General features: G+C 60.4%; 17 protein-coding genes and 2 tRNA genes. 18 read left to right on the top strand and 1 reads right to left on the bottom strand.

Going from position 1 to position 21,387, the window contains the following annotated elements:
- The first annotated feature begins 15 nt into the window (after positions 1 to 15).
- The 7 genes from dnaK (at position 16) to BLS27_RS21070 (ending at position 9,784) form a co-directional block, all read left to right on the top strand.
- On the top strand, positions 16 to 1,941 hold the full coding sequence (dnaK, locus tag BLS27_RS21100; RefSeq protein ID WP_043210119.1) for a molecular chaperone DnaK: 1,926 nt from the start codon (positions 16 to 18) through the stop codon (positions 1,939 to 1,941).
- A 207-nt stretch (positions 1,942 to 2,148) separates the two neighbouring features.
- Positions 2,149 to 3,273: a molecular chaperone DnaJ gene (gene dnaJ, locus BLS27_RS21095; RefSeq protein ID WP_043210117.1), complete on the top strand. Its 1,125-nt coding sequence runs from the start codon at positions 2,149 to 2,151 to the stop codon at positions 3,271 to 3,273.
- 13 nt (positions 3,274 to 3,286) lie between these two features.
- Positions 3,287 to 4,093, top strand: coding sequence for a 4-hydroxy-tetrahydrodipicolinate reductase (gene dapB, locus BLS27_RS21090; RefSeq protein ID WP_043210115.1), 807 nt, complete (start codon positions 3,287 to 3,289; stop codon positions 4,091 to 4,093).
- A 320-nt stretch (positions 4,094 to 4,413) separates the two neighbouring features.
- Positions 4,414 to 5,550 (top strand): glutamine-hydrolyzing carbamoyl-phosphate synthase small subunit, encoded by a 1,137-nt coding sequence (carA, locus tag BLS27_RS21085; RefSeq protein WP_043210113.1) that lies wholly within the window; start codon positions 4,414 to 4,416, stop codon positions 5,548 to 5,550.
- A 106-nt stretch (positions 5,551 to 5,656) separates the two neighbouring features.
- Complete coding sequence (gene carB, locus BLS27_RS21080) at positions 5,657 to 8,878, top strand: carbamoyl-phosphate synthase large subunit (RefSeq protein WP_043210112.1); 3,222 nt, start codon at positions 5,657 to 5,659, stop codon at positions 8,876 to 8,878.
- Complete coding sequence (gene greA, locus BLS27_RS21075) at positions 8,875 to 9,357, top strand: transcription elongation factor GreA (protein WP_080642091.1); 483 nt, start codon at positions 8,875 to 8,877, stop codon at positions 9,355 to 9,357. Before carB ends, greA begins: the two co-directional genes overlap by 4 nt.
- Complete coding sequence (locus BLS27_RS21070) at positions 9,335 to 9,784, top strand: hypothetical protein (protein WP_052352448.1); 450 nt, start codon at positions 9,335 to 9,337, stop codon at positions 9,782 to 9,784. The genes greA and BLS27_RS21070 overlap by 23 nt, the downstream gene beginning before the upstream one ends.
- Positions 9,785 to 9,796: 12 nt before the next feature.
- Here BLS27_RS21070 and yhbY read toward each other — a convergent pair whose 3' ends face one another.
- Positions 9,797 to 10,105 (bottom strand): ribosome assembly RNA-binding protein YhbY, encoded by a 309-nt coding sequence (yhbY, locus tag BLS27_RS21065; protein ID WP_090346768.1) that lies wholly within the window; start codon positions 10,103 to 10,105, stop codon positions 9,797 to 9,799.
- A 102-nt stretch (positions 10,106 to 10,207) separates the two neighbouring features.
- On the opposite strand from yhbY, the gene rlmE reads away from it, so the two are divergent.
- From rlmE to infB, 11 genes are all read left to right on the top strand, one after another.
- A complete protein-coding gene (gene rlmE, locus BLS27_RS21060; RefSeq protein WP_043210105.1) occupies positions 10,208 to 10,834 on the top strand; it encodes a 23S rRNA (uridine(2552)-2'-O)-methyltransferase RlmE in 627 nt (208 codons plus the stop codon).
- Between the two features lie 203 nt (positions 10,835 to 11,037).
- Positions 11,038 to 12,945, top strand: coding sequence for an ATP-dependent zinc metalloprotease FtsH (gene ftsH, locus BLS27_RS21055; protein WP_043210103.1), 1,908 nt, complete (start codon positions 11,038 to 11,040; stop codon positions 12,943 to 12,945).
- A gap of 8 nt (positions 12,946 to 12,953) precedes the next feature.
- Positions 12,954 to 13,805, top strand: coding sequence for a dihydropteroate synthase (folP, locus tag BLS27_RS21050; RefSeq protein WP_043210099.1), 852 nt, complete (start codon positions 12,954 to 12,956; stop codon positions 13,803 to 13,805).
- A 16-nt stretch (positions 13,806 to 13,821) separates the two neighbouring features.
- Entirely contained in the window at positions 13,822 to 15,162 is a 1,341-nt protein-coding gene (glmM, locus tag BLS27_RS21045) for a phosphoglucosamine mutase (RefSeq protein ID WP_043210097.1), read from the top strand.
- A 66-nt stretch (positions 15,163 to 15,228) separates the two neighbouring features.
- Complete coding sequence (gene tpiA / locus BLS27_RS21040; RefSeq protein ID WP_090346765.1) at positions 15,229 to 15,984, top strand: triose-phosphate isomerase; 756 nt, start codon at positions 15,229 to 15,231, stop codon at positions 15,982 to 15,984.
- A 4-nt stretch (positions 15,985 to 15,988) separates the two neighbouring features.
- Positions 15,989 to 16,381: a preprotein translocase subunit SecG gene (gene secG / locus BLS27_RS21035; protein WP_043210094.1), complete on the top strand. Its 393-nt coding sequence runs from the start codon at positions 15,989 to 15,991 to the stop codon at positions 16,379 to 16,381.
- Between the two features lie 21 nt (positions 16,382 to 16,402).
- Positions 16,403 to 16,488, top strand: a tRNA-Leu gene (locus tag BLS27_RS21030).
- Between the two features lie 98 nt (positions 16,489 to 16,586).
- Positions 16,587 to 16,663: transfer RNA gene (locus BLS27_RS21025), tRNA-Met, on the top strand.
- A 129-nt stretch (positions 16,664 to 16,792) separates the two neighbouring features.
- Complete coding sequence (gene rimP / locus BLS27_RS21020; protein ID WP_043210161.1) at positions 16,793 to 17,251, top strand: ribosome maturation factor RimP; 459 nt, start codon at positions 16,793 to 16,795, stop codon at positions 17,249 to 17,251.
- 59 nt (positions 17,252 to 17,310) lie between these two features.
- Complete coding sequence (gene nusA, locus BLS27_RS21015; protein ID WP_043210092.1) at positions 17,311 to 18,792, top strand: transcription termination factor NusA; 1,482 nt, start codon at positions 17,311 to 17,313, stop codon at positions 18,790 to 18,792.
- 27 nt (positions 18,793 to 18,819) lie between these two features.
- Entirely contained in the window at positions 18,820 to 21,354 is a 2,535-nt protein-coding gene (gene infB / locus BLS27_RS21010; protein ID WP_043210090.1) for a translation initiation factor IF-2, read from the top strand.
- The last annotated feature ends 33 nt before the right edge of the window (positions 21,355 to 21,387 follow it).

Raw genomic sequence — 21,387 nt, 5'->3', positions numbered from 1 at the left:
TTCGGGAGAGTAAACATGGGCAAAATCATCGGTATCGACCTGGGGACCACCAACTCGTGCGTCTCCATTCTGGAAAACGGTAACGTCAAAGTCATCGAGAACGCTGAAGGCGCGCGTACCACCCCTTCGATCGTGGCCTACGCCAACGATGGCGAGATCCTGGTTGGCCAGTCGGCCAAGCGTCAGGCCGTCACCAACCCGCACAACACCCTGTTCGCAGTGAAGCGCCTGATCGGCCGTCGCTTCGAAGAAGATGTCGTGCAGAAAGACATCAAGCTGGTTCCGTACAAGATCGTCAAGGCCAACAACGGTGACGCCTGGGTCGAAGCCAGCGGCAAGGAAATGGCTCCGCCGCAGATCAGCGCCGAAGTCCTGAAGAAAATGAAGAAGACCGCCGAAGACTACCTCGGCGAGCCAGTGACCGAAGCGGTCATCACCGTGCCGGCCTACTTCAACGACAGCCAGCGCCAGGCCACCAAGGACGCCGGTCGCATCGCCGGTCTGGACGTCAAGCGCATCATCAACGAGCCGACCGCCGCTGCACTGGCCTACGGCATGGACAAGGCCAAGGGTGACCACACTGTCATCGTGTATGACCTCGGTGGTGGTACCTTCGACGTTTCGGTCATCGAAATCGCTGAAGTCGACGGTGAGCACCAGTTCGAAGTACTGGCCACCAACGGCGACACCTTCCTGGGTGGCGAAGACTTCGACATGCGCCTGATCGACTACCTCGTCGATGAGTTCAAGAAAGAGTCCGGCATGGACCTGAAGAACGATCCGCTTGCTCTGCAGCGTCTGAAGGAAGCTGCTGAAAAGGCCAAGATCGAGCTGTCCTCCGCTCAGTCGACCGACGTCAACCTGCCGTACATCACTGCAGATGCGACCGGTCCTAAGCACCTGAACGTGAAGATCTCCCGCGCCAAGCTGGAGTCGCTGGTCGAGGACTTGGTCAACCGTACCATCGAGCCTTGCCGCATCGCTCTGAAGGACGCCGGTATCGACGCCAGCAAGATCGACGACGTGATCCTGGTCGGCGGCCAGACCCGTATGCCGCTGGTACAGAAGGCCGTTGCCGACTTCTTCGGCAAGGAAGCGCGCAAGGACGTCAACCCGGACGAAGCCGTCGCCATGGGTGCTGCCATTCAGGGCGCGGTCCTGGCCGGTGACGTCAAGGACGTTCTGCTGCTGGACGTCAGCCCGCTGACCCTGGGTATCGAAACCATGGGTGGCGTGATGACTGCGCTGATCGAGAAGAACACCACCATCCCGACCAAGAAGTCGCAGGTGTTCTCGACGGCTGATGACAACCAGAGCGCCGTGACCATTCACGTGCTGCAAGGTGAGCGCAAGCAGGCTGCGCAGAACAAGTCGCTGGGTAAATTCGACCTGGCCGACATTCCGCCAGCCCCGCGTGGTGTTCCGCAGATCGAAGTGACCTTCGACATCGATGCCAACGGCATCCTGCACGTGAGCGCGAAGGACAAGGCCACTGGCAAGTCCCAGTCGATCGTGATCAAGGCCAACTCGGGTCTGTCCGACGAGGAAATCGAACGCATGGTGCGTGACGCCGAGGCCAACGCCGAGGAAGACCGCAAGTTCGAAGAGCTGGCCGCTGCTCGTAACCAGGGTGATGCGCTGGTTCATTCGACCCGCAAGATGGTCACCGACGCTGGCGACAAGGCCACTGCCGAAGAGAAAGCGGCGATCGAAGCGGCTGTGGTTGCACTGGAAGCTGCCCTGAAGGGTGACGACAAGGCTGCCATCGATGCCAAGGTCGAGGAACTGTCCAAGGTCTCCGCGCCGGTTGCCCAGAAGATGTACGCCGAGCAACAGGCCGAACAGCCTCAGGGCGGCGCACAGCAGGCCGAGCCGGAAGCCAAGCACGATGACGTGGTCGACGCCGAGTTCGAAGAAGTAAAAGACAACAACAAGCAGTAATCCCTGCATGTTGTCGGCCAGCTCATCGTCTGATGTCGGTGAGCTGGTAGGATGTCGCCGCGCGGGGGCTTGCTCCCGCGTTGGTGTGTCTGGAATTCGAGAATTTTTACAGCATCTGTCAGGGCGCAATCGTGTGGTGGCAGGTGCTGACGGCGTGGCGCAGCAAGCGCATGAACGCGCCGAATGCCCCCAAGAGTGCAATGACCTATGGCAAAGCGTGATTTTTATGAGGTCCTGGGTGTCGAGCGCGGCGCCAGCGAAGGTGACCTCAAGAAGGCCTATCGCCGCCTGGCGATGAAGTACCACCCGGACCGCAACCCGGGCGATAAAGAATCGGAAGACAAATTCAAGGAAGCCAACGAGGCTTACGAGGTTCTGTCCGATGCCAGCAAGCGCGCAGCCTACGACCAGTACGGACATGCCGGCGTCGATCCGAGCATGGGTGGTGGCGGTGCCGGCTTTGGTGGCGCTAACTTCTCGGACATCTTCGGTGATGTCTTCAGTGACTTCTTCGGTGGTGGGCGCGGCGGCTCCCGTGGCGGTGCGCAGCGCGGCAGCGACCTGCGCTACACTCTTGAGCTGAACCTCGAGGAGGCCGTGCGCGGCACTACGGTCAGCATCCGTGTGCCAACCCTGGTCAACTGCAAGCCTTGCGATGGTTCCGGTGCGAAGAAGGGGTCGACCCCGTCGGCCTGTCCAACCTGTGGCGGCATCGGTCAGGTGCGCATGCAGCAGGGCTTCTTCTCGGTGCAGCAAACCTGCCCGCGCTGCCATGGCCAAGGCAAGATCATCACCGATCCTTGCACCGCCTGTCATGGCGAGGGACGTGTCGAGGAATACAAGACGCTGTCGGTCAAGGTGCCGGCGGGTGTCGATACCGGCGATCGCATTCGTCTTTCTGGCGAAGGCGAGGCGGGGACCCATGGTGGTCCGACCGGTGACCTCTATGTCGTCATCAGTGTGCGTGAGCACGCTATCTTCCAGCGCGACGGCAAGCACCTGTACTGCGAGGTGCCGATCAGCTACACCGATGCGGCCCTGGGTGGTGAGCTGGAAGTGCCCACCCTCGATGGTCGGGTCAAGCTCAAGATTCCGGAAGGCACTCAAACCGGCAAGCAATTCCGTCTGCGTGGTAAGGGCGTAGCCCCTGTGCGCGGTGGCGGGGCTGGCGACCTGCTGTGCCGAGTGGCTGTGGAGACCCCGGTCAACCTCAGTCGACGTCAGCGCGAGCTGCTCGAGGAGCTGCGCGACTCGTTGCAGGGTGACAGCTCCCATTCGCCCAAGGCCAGTGGCTGGTTCGAGGGTGTGAAGCGCTTCTTCGGCGATCTCTGACAAGGAACAGGCTATGCGACGTATTGCGGTAATGGGCGCGGCGGGACGGATGGGCAAGACCCTTGTCGAGGCTGTGCAGCAACAGGCGCCCCAGGCTGGCCTGACGGCGGCCATTGATCGTCCGGACAGCTCTCTGGTCGGGGCCGATGCCGGCGAACTGGCGGCCTTGGGGCGGATCGGTGTGGAAATCTCCAGTGATCTGTCCAAGGTCGCTGACGAATTCGATGTGCTGATCGACTTCACTCACCCGTCGGTGACGCTGAAGAACCTCGCCTTCTGTCGCAAGGCAGGCAAGGCGATGGTGATTGGTACTACCGGTTTCACGCCAGAGGAAAAAGAGCAGTTGGCCGAGGCGGGCAAGGAGATTCCGATTGTCTTTGCCGCCAATTTCAGCGTCGGCGTCAATCTTTGCCTCAAGCTTCTGGATACCGCCGCGCGGGTGTTGGGCGACGAGGTGGATATAGAGATCATCGAGGCGCACCACCGCCACAAGGTCGATGCACCTTCGGGTACTGCCTTGCGTATGGGAGAAGTAGTTGCCCAGGCGTTGGGTCGTGATCTGGGAGAAGTGGCGGTCTATGGGCGTGAGGGGCAGACCGGTGCCCGCGATCGTAAGACCATCGGCTTCGCCACGGTGCGCGCCGGTGATGTAGTGGGGGACCATACCGTGTTGTTCGCCGCTGAAGGCGAACGCGTGGAGATCACTCACAAGGCCTCCAGCCGCATGACCTTCGCCAAGGGGGCGGTGCGTGCCGCGCTATGGCTGGAGGGGCGCGAGCCAGGCCTGTACGACATGCAGGATGTGCTCGAGCTGCGTTAAAGCAAGTTAGAGAGGCGCCTCGCGGGCAAGCCCGCTCCTACAGCAATAGCGTTGCTTTGATGTGCGGCGCGGTTCTTGTGGGAGGGCGGGCCACCCGTGAAGGAGTCGCCGATGTCAGCCTGTCGCATTCCTGTGTTTCAGAGGCACATACGCGGTAGACCTAAAACGTAATTTTCTGTAAGCTACAGCTTTAGTGTGTCCACTAAAAGCGCGCAGCGAATTGAATTCAGCACATGAAAGCGGGGTGACGTGTCCATACGTCACTCCGCTTTTTTGCAACCTGCGATCGCCCTTTCATGCTTGATTTACGGGAGGTCTTCTTGACAAAGCCAGCCATACTCGCCCTTGCCGACGGCAGTATTTTCCGCGGTGAAGCTATCGGTGCCGACGGTCAGACCGTTGGTGAGGTGGTATTCAACACCGCTATGACCGGCTACCAGGAAATCCTTACAGACCCTTCCTATGCGCAGCAAATCGTTACCCTGACCTACCCGCACATTGGCAATACCGGTACTACACCGGAAGACGCCGAGTCGAACCGTGTCTGGTCCGCTGGCCTGGTTATCCGTGACCTGCCCCTGCTGGCCAGCAACTGGCGCAACACCCAGTCGCTGCCTGACTACCTCAAGGCCAATAATGTCGTCGCCATCGCTGGCATCGACACTCGTCGCCTGACCCGAATCCTGCGCGAAAAGGGCGCCCAGAACGGCTGCATCCTCGCCGGTGACAACATCAGCGAAGAAGCCGCCATCGCCGCTGCTCGCGCCTTCCCAGGCCTCAAGGGTATGGACCTGGCCAAGGAAGTTTCCACCAAGGAACGCTACGAATGGCGCTCCAGTGTGTGGAATCTGGCAACCGACAGCCACCCGACTCTGGAAGCTGCGGACCTGCCCTATCACGTGGTGGCCTACGACTACGGCGTCAAGCTGAACATTCTGCGCATGCTGGTTGCCCGTGGCTGCCGCCTGACCGTCGTGCCGGCCCAGACCCCTGCCAGCGAAGTCCTGGCCCTTAATCCGGATGGCGTATTCCTGTCCAACGGCCCTGGCGATCCCGAGCCATGCGACTACGCGATCCAGGCGATCAAGGACATCCTCGAGACCGATATTCCGGTCTTTGGTATCTGCCTCGGCCACCAGTTGCTAGCCCTGGCTTCTGGCGCCAAGACTGTCAAGATGGGCCACGGCCATCACGGTGCCAACCACCCGGTCCAGGATCTGGACACCGGCGTGGTCATGATCACCAGCCAGAACCACGGTTTCGCCGTCGACGAAGCCACCCTGCCGGGCAACGTCCGCGCCATCCACAAGTCGCTGTTCGACGGTACCCTGCAGGGCATCGAGCGCACCGACAAGAGCGCGTTCAGCTTCCAGGGCCACCCTGAAGCGAGCCCAGGCCCGACCGACGTCGCGCCACTGTTCGATCGTTTCATCGATGCCATGGCCAAGCGCCGCTGAGCATCCTGCATCAAGGCCCCGGGGCGGCAAGTGCCGCGCCCGGAAGCGCCTGACCCAGATTGTTCAAGACGGCTTGCCGACTGACCCGCGGATTTGAGTGACAACCATGCCAAAACGTACAGACATCAAAAGCATCCTGATTCTCGGCGCTGGCCCGATCGTGATCGGCCAGGCCTGCGAATTCGACTACTCCGGCGCCCAGGCCTGTAAAGCGCTGCGCGAGGAAGGTTTCCGCGTCATCCTGGTGAACTCCAACCCGGCCACCATCATGACCGACCCGGCCATGGCCGATGCCACCTACATCGAGCCGATCAAGTGGCAGTCGGTGGCCAAGATCATCGAAAAAGAGCGCCCTGACGCACTGCTGCCAACCATGGGCGGCCAAACCGCGCTGAACTGCGCCCTGGACCTGGAGCGCCACGGCGTTCTGGAAAAATTCGGCGTCGAGATGATCGGTGCCAATGCCGACACCATCGACAAGGCCGAAGACCGTTCGCGCTTTGACAAGGCGATGAAGGCCATTGGCCTTGAATGCCCGCGCTCCGGTATCGCCCATAGCATGGAAGAAGCCAATGCGGTGCTCGAGCGCCTGGGCTTCCCGTGCATCATCCGTCCGTCCTTCACCATGGGCGGCACGGGTGGCGGCATCGCCTACAACCGTGAAGAGTTCGAAGAGATCTGCGCCCGTGGTCTGGACCTTTCGCCGACCAAGGAGCTGCTGATCGACGAATCGCTGATCGGCTGGAAGGAATACGAAATGGAGGTTGTCCGTGACAAGAAGGACAACTGCATCATCGTCTGCTCCATCGAGAACTTCGACCCGATGGGTGTGCATACCGGTGACTCCATCACCGTTGCACCAGCGCAGACCCTGACCGACAAGGAATACCAAATCATGCGCAACGCCTCCTTGGCGGTGCTGCGCGAGATCGGCGTCGAAACCGGCGGTTCCAACGTCCAGTTCGGTATCTGCCCGAACACCGGCCGCATGGTCGTGATCGAGATGAATCCGCGTGTATCGCGCTCCTCGGCGCTGGCCTCCAAGGCCACTGGCTTCCCGATCGCCAAGATCGCCGCCAAGCTGGCGGTGGGGTATACCCTCGACGAACTGCAGAACGACATCACCGGCGGCCGTACCCCGGCGTCCTTTGAGCCGTCGATCGACTATGTCGTCACCAAGCTGCCGCGCTTTGCCTTCGAGAAGTTCCCCAAAGCCGACGCCCGCCTGACCACCCAGATGAAATCCGTGGGTGAAGTCATGGCCATTGGCCGTACCTTCCAGGAGTCCCTGCAGAAAGCCCTGCGTGGTCTGGAAGTGGGTGCATGCGGCCTCGACCCGAAAGTCGACCTGGCCAACCCGGAAGCCAACAGTATCCTCAAGCGCGAGCTGACCGTGCCAGGCGCCGAGCGTATCTGGTACGTCGCCGACGCCATGCGCGCTGGCATGACCTGCGAGCAGATCTTCGACCTGACCGGCATCGACATGTGGTTCCTGGTGCAGATGGAAGACCTGATCAAGGAAGAAGAGAAGGTCAAGACCCTGGCTCTGTCGTCGATCGACAAGGACTACATGCTGCGCCTCAAGCGCAAGGGCTTCTCGGACCAGCGTCTGGCCAAGCTGCTCGGCATCACCGACAAGAACCTGCGCCGTCACCGCCACAAGCTCGAAGTGTTCCCGGTGTACAAGCGCGTCGACACCTGCGCTGCCGAGTTCGCCACCGACACCGCCTACCTGTACTCGACCTATGAGGAAGAGTGCGAGGCCAACCCATCGACCCGTGACAAGATCATGATCCTGGGTGGTGGCCCGAACCGTATCGGCCAAGGTATCGAGTTTGACTACTGCTGCGTACACGCTGCCCTCGCGCTGCGTGAAGATGGTTACGAGACCATCATGGTCAACTGCAACCCGGAAACCGTCTCCACCGACTACGACACTTCCGACCGTCTGTACTTCGAACCGCTGACTCTGGAAGACGTGCTGGAAGTCTGCCGCGTCGAGAAACCGAAGGGCGTCATCGTTCACTACGGCGGCCAGACCCCGTTGAAACTCGCCCGCGCCCTGGAAGAAGCCGGCGTACCGATCATCGGTACCAGCCCGGACGCTATCGACCGCGCCGAAGACCGCGAGCGCTTCCAGCAGATGGTTCAGCGTCTGAGCCTGCTGCAGCCGCCAAACGCCACCGTGCGCAGCGAAGAAGAAGCCATCAGCGCCGCTGGCGGCATCGGCTACCCGCTGGTGGTGCGTCCTTCTTACGTACTGGGCGGTCGTGCCATGGAGATCGTCTACGAGTTGGACGAGCTCAAGCGCTATCTGCGTGAAGCGGTGCAGGTCTCGAACGACAGTCCGGTACTGCTCGACCACTTCCTCAACTGCGCCATTGAAATGGACGTGGATGCGGTCTGCGACGGTACTGACGTGGTGATCGGCGCGATCATGCAGCACATTGAGCAGGCCGGTGTTCACTCCGGTGACTCGGCATGCTCGCTGCCACCTTACTCGTTGAGCAAGGAAGTGCAGGACGAAGTCCGCGTTCAGGTCAAGAAAATGGCTCTGGAGCTGGGTGTCGTCGGTCTGATGAACGTGCAGTTGGCCCTGCAGGGTGACAAGATCTACGTGATCGAAGTCAACCCACGCGCCTCGCGTACCGTACCGTTCGTCTCCAAGTGCATCGGCACTTCGCTGGCGATGATCGCGGCTCGAGTCATGGCTGGTAAGACCCTGAAAGAGCTGGGCTTCACCCAGGAAATCATTCCGAACTTCTACAGCGTCAAAGAAGCCGTCTTCCCGTTCGCGAAGTTCCCAGGTGTTGACCCGATCCTCGGCCCTGAGATGAAATCCACTGGTGAAGTCATGGGTGTCGGCGACAGCTTCGGTGAAGCCTTCGCCAAGGCCCAGATGGGTGCCAGCGAAGTGCTGCCAAGCGGTGGTACCGCCTTCATCAGCGTGCGTGACGACGATAAGCCGCAGGTTGCGGGTGTCGCTCGCGACCTGATCGCCCTAGGCTTCGAAGTGGTTGCTACCGCAGGCACCGCCAAGGTCATCGAGGCGGCTGGCCTGAAGGTGCGCCGTGTGAACAAAGTGACCGAAGGTCGTCCGCACGTGGTCGACATGATCAAGAACGACGAAGTGTCGCTGATCATCAACACTACCGAAGGTCGTCAGTCGATCGCCGATTCCTACTCGATTCGTCGCAATGCGCTGCAGCACAAGATCTACTGCACGACCACCATTGCGGCTGGTGAAGCCATCTGTGAAGCGCTGAAATTCGGTCCCGAGAAGACCGTTCGCCGCTTGCAGGATCTGCACGCAGGACTCAAAGCATGAGCATTACCAAGTACCCAATGACCGTCCAGGGCGCTCGCGCCCTGGAAGAGGAACTGCTCTTCCTGAGCAAGACCGAGCGTCCGCGCCTGAGCCAGGCGATCGGTGAAGCGCGGGAGCTGGGCGACCTCAAGGAAAACGCCGAATACCATGCCGCTCGTGAAGAGCAGGGTATGGTCGAGGCGCGTATCCGCGATATCGAAGGGCGTCTGCAGAACTCGGTGGTGATCGATGTCACCACCATTGCCCACACCGGCAAGGTGATCTTCGGTACCACCGTGGACCTGGAGAACACTGAGACCGGCGATCAGGTTTCCTACCAGATCGTGGGTGAGGATGAGGCGGACATCAAGAAGGGCAAGCTCTCGGCGAGCGCGCCGATTGCCCGTGCCATCATCGGCAAGGAAGAAGGCGACACCGTCGTCGTCAACACGCCAAGCGGCACGGTCGAGTACGAGATTGTCGAAGTCAAGCACATCTGACCGGCGCCTACGCGCGCCGTCCCTTGAGGGCATCCTCTGGCAACTGGCCCAGGTATTCTGGGTCGGTGGCCTGTGGGTTTTTCATGTGGGATTGGTGCCGGCACTCAAGGTGACGGGCCTTGCGCCCTTGTTGGTGCAGGATGTGGCTGCCCAGATTGACCGCTGGTTGATCGGCGTCGCGCTGCTTGGCCTGATGACCCAGCTGGCAGTATTGGCGAGGGTAGACGGTCTGGCGGCCTGGTGGCGACAGTTCCGTGGGCAGATGCTTTTGCTCGGCTTCGGTGCCTGTGTTGGCTATTACACGCTGCGCTACGGGATTTCCGTGGGTGAGCGTTGGCAGATGTTCTGCTTTTTAGTGCTGGGCTTCTCCGGCATCGTGCTGGTGGCCCAACCGGTCCCGGTCAGGGCGCGTCCATCGCGCCACTGACCGGAGCCACCGTCACTTGTAACGGTGGATATTGGACAGCTGCTTGTTCGGCTGCGGATTTTTGCGATAGATCAGCGCTTTCTTACCGATGCTCTGTACCAGTTCGGCGCGGCCGGCCTTGCACAGTTCGGCAATGGCGGCAGCGCGCTCTTCGCGATCTTCCGAGCGGATTTCGACCTTGATCAGTTCATGATCGGTCAGTGCGCGTTCCAGTTCGGCGATGACGCCTTCGTTCAAGCCATTGCCCGCGACGATCAAGACCGGCTTCAGGTCGTGGCCAATCGATTTGTATTGTTTCTTCTGCTCGTTATTGAGCGGCATAATCTGACCCTTTTCGTCTGATTCTGTAAAATTGGCGGCCATTTTACCCGAGGGCCCGTGGCTCCGCCCAGTCAATCACGACGCTAATCATCGAGGTGCCCCGTGGCGCAACGTTCCAAGAGCAGCCATAACTGGCTGAGAGAGCATTTCAACGATCCTTTCGTCAAGCAGGCGCAGAAGGATGGCTATCGCTCGCGCGCGAGCTACAAGCTGCTGGAGATCCAGGAAAAGGACAAGCTGATCCGCCCCGGCATGAGCGTGATCGATCTCGGTGCCGCGCCGGGTGGCTGGTCGCAGGTGACCAGTCGTCTGATTGGTGGTCAAGGGCGGCTGATCGCCTCCGACATCCTGGAAATGGACTCGATCCCCGACGTTACCTTCATTCAGGGCGACTTTACCCAGGATGAAGTGCTGCAACGGATCCTCGAGGCGGTGGGCGATTCGCATGTGGACCTTGTGATTTCAGACATGGCCCCCAATATGAGTGGTACGCCCGCCGTGGACATGCCGCGTGCCATGTTCCTCTGCGAGCTGGCCCTGGACTTGGCGTGCCGCGTGCTTCGCCCGGGTGGGGATTTCCTGATCAAGATTTTCCAGGGCGAAGGTTTCGACCAGTACCTGAAGGACGTGCGTGGCAAGTTCGACAAGGTGCAGATGCGCAAACCGTCGTCGTCGCGTGATCGCTCCCGTGAGCAGTACCTGTTGGGACGCGGCTTCAAGGGGGCGTGAGAGGCGTTTTGCGGATCGGCCGATAGTTATTTCCAATCGGCGGTTCCGTCAGGATCGTCCGAACTTCGTGTAGTCTAGCTTTCACAAAGGGTTACAGACGGCGCCTGCGGATGCGTAGGTAATGTAGTAAGTTAGGGCGGTGAATATCATGCGAGGCACGGCTGCGTCGTGCGCCGACCTCAGAGGGTAGCTAATTGAACGACATGGCAAAGAATCTGATCCTGTGGTTGATCATCGCGGCTGTCCTTGTGACGGTGATGAACAACTTCTCCAGCCCGAACGAGCCGCAGACCCTCAACTATTCCGACTTCATTCAGCAGGTCAAGGACGGGAAGGTCGAGCGTGTTACCGTCGACGGCTATGTCATCACCGGCAAGCGTACCGATGGCGACAACTTCAAGACCGTTCGTCCGGCCATCACCGACAATGGCCTGATCGGCGACTTGGTCGACAACCATGTCGTGGTTGAAGGCAAACAGCCGGAACAGCAGAGCATCTGGACTCAGTTGCTGGTGGCCAGCTTCCCGATCCTGGTCATCATCGCCGTGTTCATGTTCTTCATGCGCCAGATGCAAGGCGGTGCGGGCGGCAAGGGCGGCCCGATGAGTTTTGGCAAGAGCAAAGCGCGCCTGCTGTCCGAAGACCAGGTCAAGACCACTTTGGCCGATGTCGCGGGTTGCGATGAGGCCAAGGAAGAAGTCGGCGAGCTGGTCGAGTTCCTGCGCGATCCGGGCAAATTCCAACGTCTGGGTGGTCGCATTCCGCGTGGTGTGCTGATGGTCGGCCCGCCCGGTACCGGTAAAACGCTGCTGGCCAAGGCCATCGCGGGCGAGGCCAAGGTGCCGTTCTTCACCATTTCCGGTTCCGACTTCGTCGAGATGTTCGTCGGTGTAGGCGCCAGCCGTGTGCGCGACATGTTCGAGCAGGCGAAAAAGCACGCCCCTTGCATCATCTTCATTGATGAGATCGACGCCGTTGGCCGCCACCGTGGCGCCGGCATGGGCGGCGGTCACGACGAGCGTGAGCAGACCCTCAACCAGTTGCTGGTGGAGATGGACGGCTTTGAAATGAACGATGGCATCATTGTCATCGCTGCCACCAACCGTCCTGACGTGCTCGACCCTGCGCTGCTGCGACCCGGTCGCTTCGACCGTCAGGTGGTGGTCGGTCTGCCGGATATCCGCGGTCGTGAGCAGATCCTCAAGGTGCATATGCGTAAGGTGCCGGTTGGCGAGAACGTCAATGCCGCCGTCATCGCCCGCGGTACGCCAGGTTTCTCCGGTGCCGACTTGGCCAACCTGGTCAACGAGGCTTCTCTGTTCGCCGCGCGCGCCAGCAAGCGTCTGGTTGAGATGAAGGAGTTTGAGCTGGCCAAGGACAAGATCATGATGGGTGCCGAGCGCAAGACCATGGTCATGTCCGAGAAGGAAAAACAGAACACCGCCTACCATGAGGCAGGTCATGCCATTGTCGGTCGTCTCGTTCCCGAGCATGACCCAGTCTACAAGGTCTCGATCATTCCGCGCGGTCGTGCGCTTGGTGTGACCATGTTCCTGCCTGAGGAGGACCGCTACAGCCTTTCCAAGCGGGCGCTCGTCAGTCAGATCTGCTCGCTGTACGGTGGCCGTATCGCTGAAGAAATGACCCTGGGCTTCGATGGCGTCACAACCGGTGCGTCCAACGACATCATGCGCGCCAGCCAGATTGCCCGGAATATGGTTACCAAGTGGGGCTTGTCCGAGAAGCTCGGCCCGCTGATGTATGCCGAAGAGGAGGGCGAGGTGTTCCTCGGTCGCAGTGCGGCGAGCCAGCATGCCAGCGTCTCGGGTGAGACTGCCAAGCTGATCGACTCCGAAGTGCGCAGCATCATTGACCATTGCTACGCCACCGCCAAGCAGATCCTCACCGACAACCGCGACAAGCTCGACGCCATGGCCGAAGCCTTGATGAAGTACGAGACCATCGATGCCGATCAGATCGACGACATCATGGCCGGTCGTACGCCGCGTGAACCGCGCGATTGGGATAATGATGCCGGCACCTCCGGCAACCAGGCCTCCCAAGATGATCGTCCGGAGTCGCCAATCGGCGGTCCAGCGGCTCAACACTAAGGGCATCTATGACCTCACAGCAGTACCCGACCCGGTTGCCTTGCGGCAACCGGGTTCTTGATTTGTCCCGTACCCATGTCATGGGTATCCTCAATATCACCCCTGATTCCTTCTCCGATGGCGGGCGCTTCAATCAGCGCGACGAGGCCTTGCGCCATGCCGAGGCGATGGTGGCTGCCGGCGCGACGCTGATCGACATCGGCGGCGAGTCCACGCGTCCCGGCGCTAGAGCGGTGTCGCCGACCGAAGAGCTGGAGCGAGTGGCGCCCATGGTCGAGGCAATCAACAGCCGGCTCGACGTCATCATCTCGGTCGATACCTCCACGCCTGCAGTCATGCGCGAATCCGCTCGGCTAGGTGCGGGATTGATCAACGACGTACGGGCTTTGGAGCGTGATGGTGCCCTGGATGCTGCCGCCGACACGGGTCTGCCGGTGTGCCTGATGCACATGCGCGGCGAGCCGGGCACCATGCAGGACAATCCGCATTACGACGATGTCTCCGCTGACGTGACGCGCTATCTTGAAGAGCGGATGGCCGCATGCGCCGTCGCAGGGATTGCCGCTGACCGAATCATCCTCGATCCGGGTTTTGGCTTTGCCAAGACGCTCGATCACAACCTCAGCCTCTTCAAACACATGGAAGTGCTCTATCGCCTGGGCCGGCCGTTGCTGGTCGGTGTCTCGCGCAAGAGCATGATCGGCCTCACGCTCGATCGCCCCGTTGGCGAGCGGCTTTACGGCAGCCTGGCGCTGGCCGCATTGGCCATGACCAAGGGAGCCAGCATCCTGCGTGTGCACGATGTGGCCGAGACCGTCGACGTGGTGCGAATGATCACTGCGGTGCAGAACGCCGAATAAGAACATTGGAGTCCCTATGAGCAGAAAATACTTTGGTACCGACGGTATCCGTGGCCGCGTCGGCGAATACCCGATCACCCCTGACTTCATGCTGAAGTTGGGGTGGGCAGCGGGCATGGCGTTCCGCAAGCAGGGCAATTGCCGCGTCCTGGTGGGCAAGGACACCCGGATTTCGGGCTACATGTTCGAGTCCGCGCTCGAAGCGGGCCTCTCTGCCGCCGGTGCCGATGTGATGTTGCTCGGCCCCATGCCGACTCCGGCGATCGCTTACCTGACTCGAACCTTCCATGCAGAGGCCGGCATTGTCATCAGTGCTTCGCACAATCCACACGATGATAACGGCATCAAGTTCTTCTCCGGCCAAGGCACCAAATTGCCCGACGAGGTCGAGCTGATGATCGAGGAATTGCTCGATCAGCCGATGACTGTGGTCGAGTCCAGCAAGCTGGGCAAGGTTTCCCGCATCAACGACGCGGCGGGCCGTTACATCGAGTTCTGCAAGAGCAGCGTGCCCACCAGTACCAATTTCGAGGGGCTCAAGCTGGTGGTCGATTGTGCTCATGGTGCTACCTACAAGGTGGCGCCAAGCGTGTTCCGTGAGCTCGGCGCCGACGTCACCGTACTGCATGCCCAGCCTGACGGGCTGAACATCAACGAAGGCTGCGGCTCGACCCATATCGAGTCGCTGCAGGCCGCCGTATTGGTGGGCCATGCCGACCTTGGGATCGCCTTCGATGGTGATGGCGACCGTGTGCTGATGGTCGACCATACCGGCGCCATCGTTGATGGTGACGAGCTGCTGTTCATCATCGCCCGCGACCTGAAAGATCGAGGCAAGCTGCAGGGCGGTGTGGTCGGCACGCTGATGAGCAACCTGGGCTTGGAGCTGGCGCTCAAGGACCTGGACATTCCGTTTGCCCGGGCCAAGGTGGGTGATCGTTATGTGATGGCCGAGCTGCTCGAGCGCGACTGGCAGCTCGGCGGCGAGAATTCTGGACACGTCGTGTGCTGCAATCACACCACCACCGGAGATGCGATCATTGCCGCGCTGCAGGTGTTGCTGGCGCTCAAGCGCCGGGGCGAGACGCTTGCTCAGGCCCGCCAGGGGCTGCGCAAGTGCCCGCAGGTGCTGATCAATGTGCGCTTTGGTGCGAGCAAGGTGGACCCACTGGAGAACCCTGCCGTGCAAGAGGCCAGCGCCAAGGTCACCGAGGCCATGGCCGGGCGCGGGCGTGTGCTGCTGCGTAAGTCCGGTACCGAGCCTCTGGTGCGAGTGATGGTCGAAGGCGACGACGAAAACCAGGTCCGCGGTCATGCCGAAGCCTTGGCCAAATTGGTCGCTGAAGTTTGTGCCTGAAATAGGCTTGCCAGCGCAGATCCGGTTGGGTAAGATCTGCGCCCACTTTGACCGACGAGGTAAAGCATGCGTCGCCCCATGGTAGCTGGTAACTGGAAGATGCACGGTACCCGCGCCAGCGTCGCTGAGCTGACCGAAGGCTTGAGCAATCTGGCCTTGCCGAGCGGAGTGGAAGTCGCGGTGTTTCCGCCGTCGCTGTTCATCAATCAAGTGATTGATGGGTTGCAGGGCAAGGGAATCACCGTCGGCGCACAGAATTCTGCTGTACAGCCCGAGCAGGGCGCGCTGACTGGCGAGATTGCGCCGAGTCAGCTGGCTGAAGCAGGCTGCAAGCTTGTGCTGGTCGGGCATTCGGAGCGTCGCCAGATCGTTGGCGAAAGCGATGAAGTGCTCAATCGCAAGTTCGCAGCCGCTCAGGCAAGTGGTTTGAAGCCTGTGCTCTGTGTGGGGGAAACCCTTGAGGAGCGCGAGGCAGGCAAGACGCTGGAAGTGGTTGGGCGTCAGCTGAGCAGTATCATCGATGAATTCGGTGTTGCCGCTTTTGCCAACGCTGTAATTGCCTATGAGCCTGTTTGGGCCATCGGTACAGGTCTGACGGCGACGCCTCAGCAAGCTCAGGATGTGCATGCAGCCATTCGAGCCCAGCTGGCGGCGCAGGACGCCGAAGTTGCCGCGAAAGTGCAGCTTCTTTATGGCGGCAGCGTGAAGGCGGCCAATGCGGCCGAACTGTTCGGCATGCCGGATATCGATGGGGGGCTCATTGGTGGAGCGTCCCTGAACGCAGACGAATTCGGTGCAATTTGTCGCGCCGCAGGAAACTGAACAAATGCTGGAAACAGTCGTAGTTGTTTTTCATCTGTTGGCTGCACTGGCTGTGGTAGTGCTGGTTCTGTTGCAACAGGGTAAAGGTGCGGAAGCAGGTGCATCTTTCGGCGCAGGTGCTTCAAATACTGTGTTCGGAAGCCAAGGTTCCGCTACCTTTTTGAGTAAAGTTACTGCTATACTTGCTGCCACTTTCTTTTTGACTGCTCTTGGGTTAGGATACTTCGCTAAAGAGAAAGCTCATCAGCTGACTCAAGCAGGTCTGCCAGATCCAGCGGTTCTGGAAGTCAAAGAGCAGAAGCCGGCAGTAAATGATGATGTACCGGTGCTCCAGGAGAAGAAGAGCGAAGCCACCAACGCTGGTGACGTACCTCCTCCAACCGAAGAGCAGAAGTAACGGGTTTCAAGAAGTAGTATTGCCGAGGTGGTGGAATTGGTAGACACGCAACCTTGAGGTGGTTGTGCCCATAGGGTGTAGGGGTTCGAGTCCCCTTCTCGGTACCAATTGAAGCATGAGAGCCCGCTTTAGCGGGCTTTCTTGCAGGTGGAGGTTAGATTGACCCTGTAGCGGGTTCGGTCTTATACTTTCGCCCCAGCTTTGTCGCGGGGTGGAGCAGCTTGGTAGCTCGTCGGGCTCATAACCCGAAGGTCGTTGGTTCAAATCCAGCCCCCGCAACCAGCTTCAGCGGAGCCCCTTTTCAGGGGCTTTTTGCTAGCTGAACAGTTCTTGCGCCGTTGTCCAACGGCGCTTTCAGGGATGGGCGCTTTGCCCATTTTTTATTTGCACAGCATGCACGAGGGGGTTCAGGTGTCGAGCAAGCTAGAACAGTTGCAGGCCTTGTTGGCCCCGGTGGTCGAGGGTCTGGGCTATCAATGCTGGGGGATCGAATACGTTTCCCAGGGTAAGCATTCGGTCCTGCGCATCTATATCGACAAGGAAGGCGGAATCCTGGTGGACGATTGCGAAGCTGTCAGTCGCCAAGCCAGTGCCATTCTGGATGTGGAAGATCCGATCACCAACGAATATACCCTCGAGGTGTCCTCTCCTGGCATGGACCGCCCGCTGTTCACTCTGGAACAGTTTGCCTCGCATGCCGGCGAACAAGTGAAGATCAAGCTGCGTACGCCCTTCGAAGGTCGTCGTAACTTCCAGGGCCTTCTCCGCGGTGTGGAGGATCAGGATGTGGTGGTCCAGGTGGACAACCATGAGTTCCTGTTGCCGATCGACTCGATCGACAAGGCCAATATTATTCCCAGTTTTGACTGAGACGTGCCGGGCCCGGCGGACTATCCGGGCCCAATGGCTTGCGCAAGGCGAGGCGTACGATGAGCAAAGAAGTACTGCTGGTTGTTGAATCGGTATCCAACGAAAAGGGTGTACCACCCGGCGTCATTTTCGAAGCGCTGGAAGTGGCCCTGGCCACTGCAACCAAAAAACGTTTTGAGGACGAAGTCGACCTGCGTGTGGAAATCAACCGCCACACCGGTAGCTACGAGACCTTCCGTCGCTGGACCGTGGTTGACGAAGCCGATCTGGATGATCCGGCGATCGAAACCTGGTTGAGCAAGATCCACGAGACCCACCCTGATGCCAAGGTCGGAGACGTGATCGAAGAGAAGATCGAGTCGATCGAATTCGGCCGCATCGCCGCCCAGACCGCCAAGCAGGTGATCGTGCAGAAGGTCCGCGAGGCCGAGCGCGCCCAGGTGGTCGATGCCTACCGTGAGCGTGTTGGCGAGATCATCTCCGGCACCGTCAAGAAGGTGACCCGCGACAACGTCATCGTTGACCTTGGCAACAACGCCGAGGCCCTGCTGGCCCGCGAGGACATCATCCCACGCGAAACCTTCCGTGTCGGTGTCCGCCTGCGTGCACTGCTCAAGGAAATCCGCACCGAGAACCGCGGCCCTCAGCTGATCCTGTCGCGCACCGCGCCGCAGATGCTGATCGAGCTGTTCCGCATCGAAGTGCCAGAGATCGCTGAAGGTCTCATCGAAGTCATGGCCGCCTCCCGTGATCCGGGGTCGCGTGCCAAGATCGCCGTCCGCTCCAAGGACAAGCGCATCGACCCGCAAGGTGCCTGCATCGGCATGCGTGGTTCGCGCGTCCAGGCCGTATCCGGCGAGCTGGGTGGTGAGCGCGTGGATATCGTCCTGTGGGATGAGAACCCGGCGCAGTTCGTCATCAACGCCATGTCGCCGGCTGAAGTCGCGGCGATCATCGTTGATGAAGATGCCCATGCAATGGACATCGCAGTCGCCGAAGACAACCTGGCCCAAGCCATTGGCCGTGGTGGTCAGAACGTTCGCCTGGCCAGTCAGTTGACCGGCTGGACCCTGAACGTGATGACCGAGAAGGACATCCAGGCCAAGCAACAAGCAGAAACCGGCGACATCCTGCGCAACTTTATCGAGGAACTGGAAGTCGACGAGGAGCTGGCCCAAGTGCTGGTCGACGAAGGCTTCACCAGCCTCGAAGAAATTGCCTACGTACCGTTGGAAGAAATGCTCAACATCGATGGCTTTGACGAGGAAATCGTCAACGAGCTACGCGCTCGTGCCAAGGACCGTTTGTTGACCAAGGCCATCGCTACCGAAGAAAAACTGGCAGACGCCCATCCGGCCGACGACCTGCTCTCCCTCGAGGGTATGGACAAGGATCTGGCGGCGGAACTGGCGGTGCGCGGCGTGGTTAACCGCGAAGACCTGGCCGAGCAGTCGATTGACGATCTGCTCGACATCGACGGCATCGACGAAGAGCGTGCCGGCAAGTTGATCATGGCCGCCCGAGCCCATTGGTTCGAGTAATTAGGCGCGGCCTGAGGAGAGAAGTGCATGACGCAAGTCACGGTGAAAGAACTGGCCCAAGAGGTCGAGGCACCGGTAGAGCGCCTGCTGCAGCAGATGCGTGAGGCAGGTCTGCCGCACACCGACGCCGGTCAGGTAGTGACCGATAACGAGAAGCAGGTTTTGCTGACTCATCTGAAAAGCAGCCACAAGAGCAAGGCGGAAGAGCCGCGCAAGATCACCTTGCAGCGCAAGACCACTAGCACCCTGCGTGTCGCCGGTAGCAAAAGCATCAGCGTAGAAGTACGCAAGAAGAAAGTATTCGTGCAGCGCAGCCCGGAGGAAATCCAGGCTGAGCAGAAGCGCGAGCTGGAGGAGCGCCGTGCAGCCGAGAATGCCGCACGCGAGAAGGCGGACGCCGAAGCTCGCCAGCGCGCTGAGGAGCAGGCGCGTCGTCAAGCGGCTGAAACCGCAGCCCAAGCGCCTGTCGAGAAAGCTGCGCCTGCAGCGGTAGCGGCCCCGGCTCCGGTTGTTGCCGAGGCACCTGCGTCCGAAGATGCCGCTGCGCGTGCCGCTGAGCGCAAGAAGGACGAGACTCGTCGCAACGAAAGCCGTGTCCGTGACGAAGACCGTCGTGGTGGTGAGCGCCGTGGCGAAGCCCCGCGCGTATCCATCAAGGTCAAGGTCAAGGAAAAGGAAAAGGCGCCGACCCCTCGTGCTGCCCCACGTACCACCGACGAAGAGAGCGATGGTTTCCGTCGCGGTCGCGGTGGCAAAGGCAAACCGAAGAAGCGCAACCAGCATGGTTTCCAGAACCCGACCGGTCCAGTCATCCGTGACGTGACCATCGGCGAGACGATTACTGTTTCCGAACTTGCACAACAGATGTCGGTCAAGGCCGCCGAAGTCGTCAAGTTCATGTTCAAGCTGGGGACCCCGGTCACCATCAACCAGGTGCTCGACCAGGAAACCGCTCAGTTGGTAGCCGAAGAACTGGGCCACAAGGTGACCCTGATCAGCGACACCGCTCTGGAAGACTCCCTGGCAGAATCGCTGAAGTTCGAAGGCGAGACCGAGCCGCGTGCACCGGTAGTGACCGTAATGGGTCACGTCGACCACGGTAAGACCTCGCTGCTCGACTACATCCGTCGTGCCAAGGTTGCTGCAGGCGAGGCCGGCGGCATTACCCAGCACATCGGTGCCTACCACGTCGAAACCGATCGTGGCATGGTCACCTTCCTCGACACCCCTGGCCACGCTGCGTTCACCGCGATGCGTGCCCGTGGTGCCAAGGCCACCGACATCGTGATCCTGGTAGTGGCGGCGGACGACGGCGTGATGCCGCAGACCCGCGAAGCCGTCCAACACGCCAAGGCTGCCGGAGTTCCGCTGGTGGTTGCGGTTAACAAGATCGACAAGCCGGGTGCCGACATCGATCGCATTCGTAACGAACTGGCTGTTGAAGGCGTGACCTCCGAGGATTGGGGTGGTGACACTCCGTTCGTCAAGGTTTCCGCGAAGATGGGTACCGGTGTCGACGAACTGCTCGAGGCCGTGCTGCTGCAGGCAGAGATCCTCGAGCTGACCGCCACGCCAACCGCACCTGGTCGTGGTGTCGTGGTCGAGTCGCGCCTGGACAAGGGCCGCGGCCCGGTCGCTACCATCCTGGTTCAGGACGGTACGCTGCGTCAGGGTGATATGGTCCTGTGCGGCTCCAACTATGGCCGCGTGCGTGCCATGCTCGACGAGAACGGCAAGCCTGTGAAGGAAGCCGGCCCGTCGATCCCGGTCGAAATTCTCGGTCTGGACGGCACTCCGGAAGCCGGTGACGAGCTGTCCGTGGTCGCCGACGAGAAGAAAGCCCGTGAAGTCGCCCTGTTCCGTCAGGGCAAGTACCGCGAGGTCAAGCTGGCTCGTGCTCACGCCGGCAAGCTGGAAAACATCTTCGAGACCATGGGTCAGGAAGAGAAGAAGACGCTCAACATCGTCCTCAAGACCGACGTGCGTGGTTCTCTGGAAGCGCTGCAGGGCTCGCTGTCGGGCCTGGGCAACGACGAAGTTCAGGTGCGCGTGATTGGTGGCGGTGTCGGTGGTATCACCGAGAGCGATGCCAACTTGGCGCTGGCGTCCAACGCGGTGCTGTTCGGCTTCAACGTTCGTGCCGATGCCGGTGCGCGCAAGATCGTCGAGCAGGAAGGTCTGGATATGCGTTATTACAACGTGATCTACGACATCATCGAAGACGTCAAGAAGGCCCTGACCGGCATGCTCGGCAGCGATGTTCGCGAGAACATCCTGGGTGTCGCCGAAGTACGTGACGTGTTCCGCTCGCCGAAGTTCGGCGCCATCGCTGGCTGTATGGTCATCGAGGGTACCGTGTACCGCAACCGTCCGATCCGCGTACTGCGCGAGGACGTGGTGATCTTCGAAGGCGAACTGGAATCGCTGCGTCGCTTCAAGGACGATGCTGCCGAAGTTCGTTCGGGCATGGAGTGCGGTATTGGCGTCAAGAGCTACAACGACGTCAAGGTCGGCGACAAGATCGAAGTCTTCGAGAAAGTCCAGGTGGCACGTACCCTGTAAGGGCCGTGCCGGGCGCAAGCCCCGCCCTTGGGC

Source organism: Pseudomonas guariconensis (genome assembly GCF_900102675.1).
Lineage (GTDB): Bacteria > Pseudomonadota > Gammaproteobacteria > Pseudomonadales > Pseudomonadaceae > Aquipseudomonas > Aquipseudomonas guariconensis.
The sequence above is the reverse complement of the archived record's forward strand: the minus strand, read 5'-3'. Positions and strand labels throughout refer to the sequence as shown.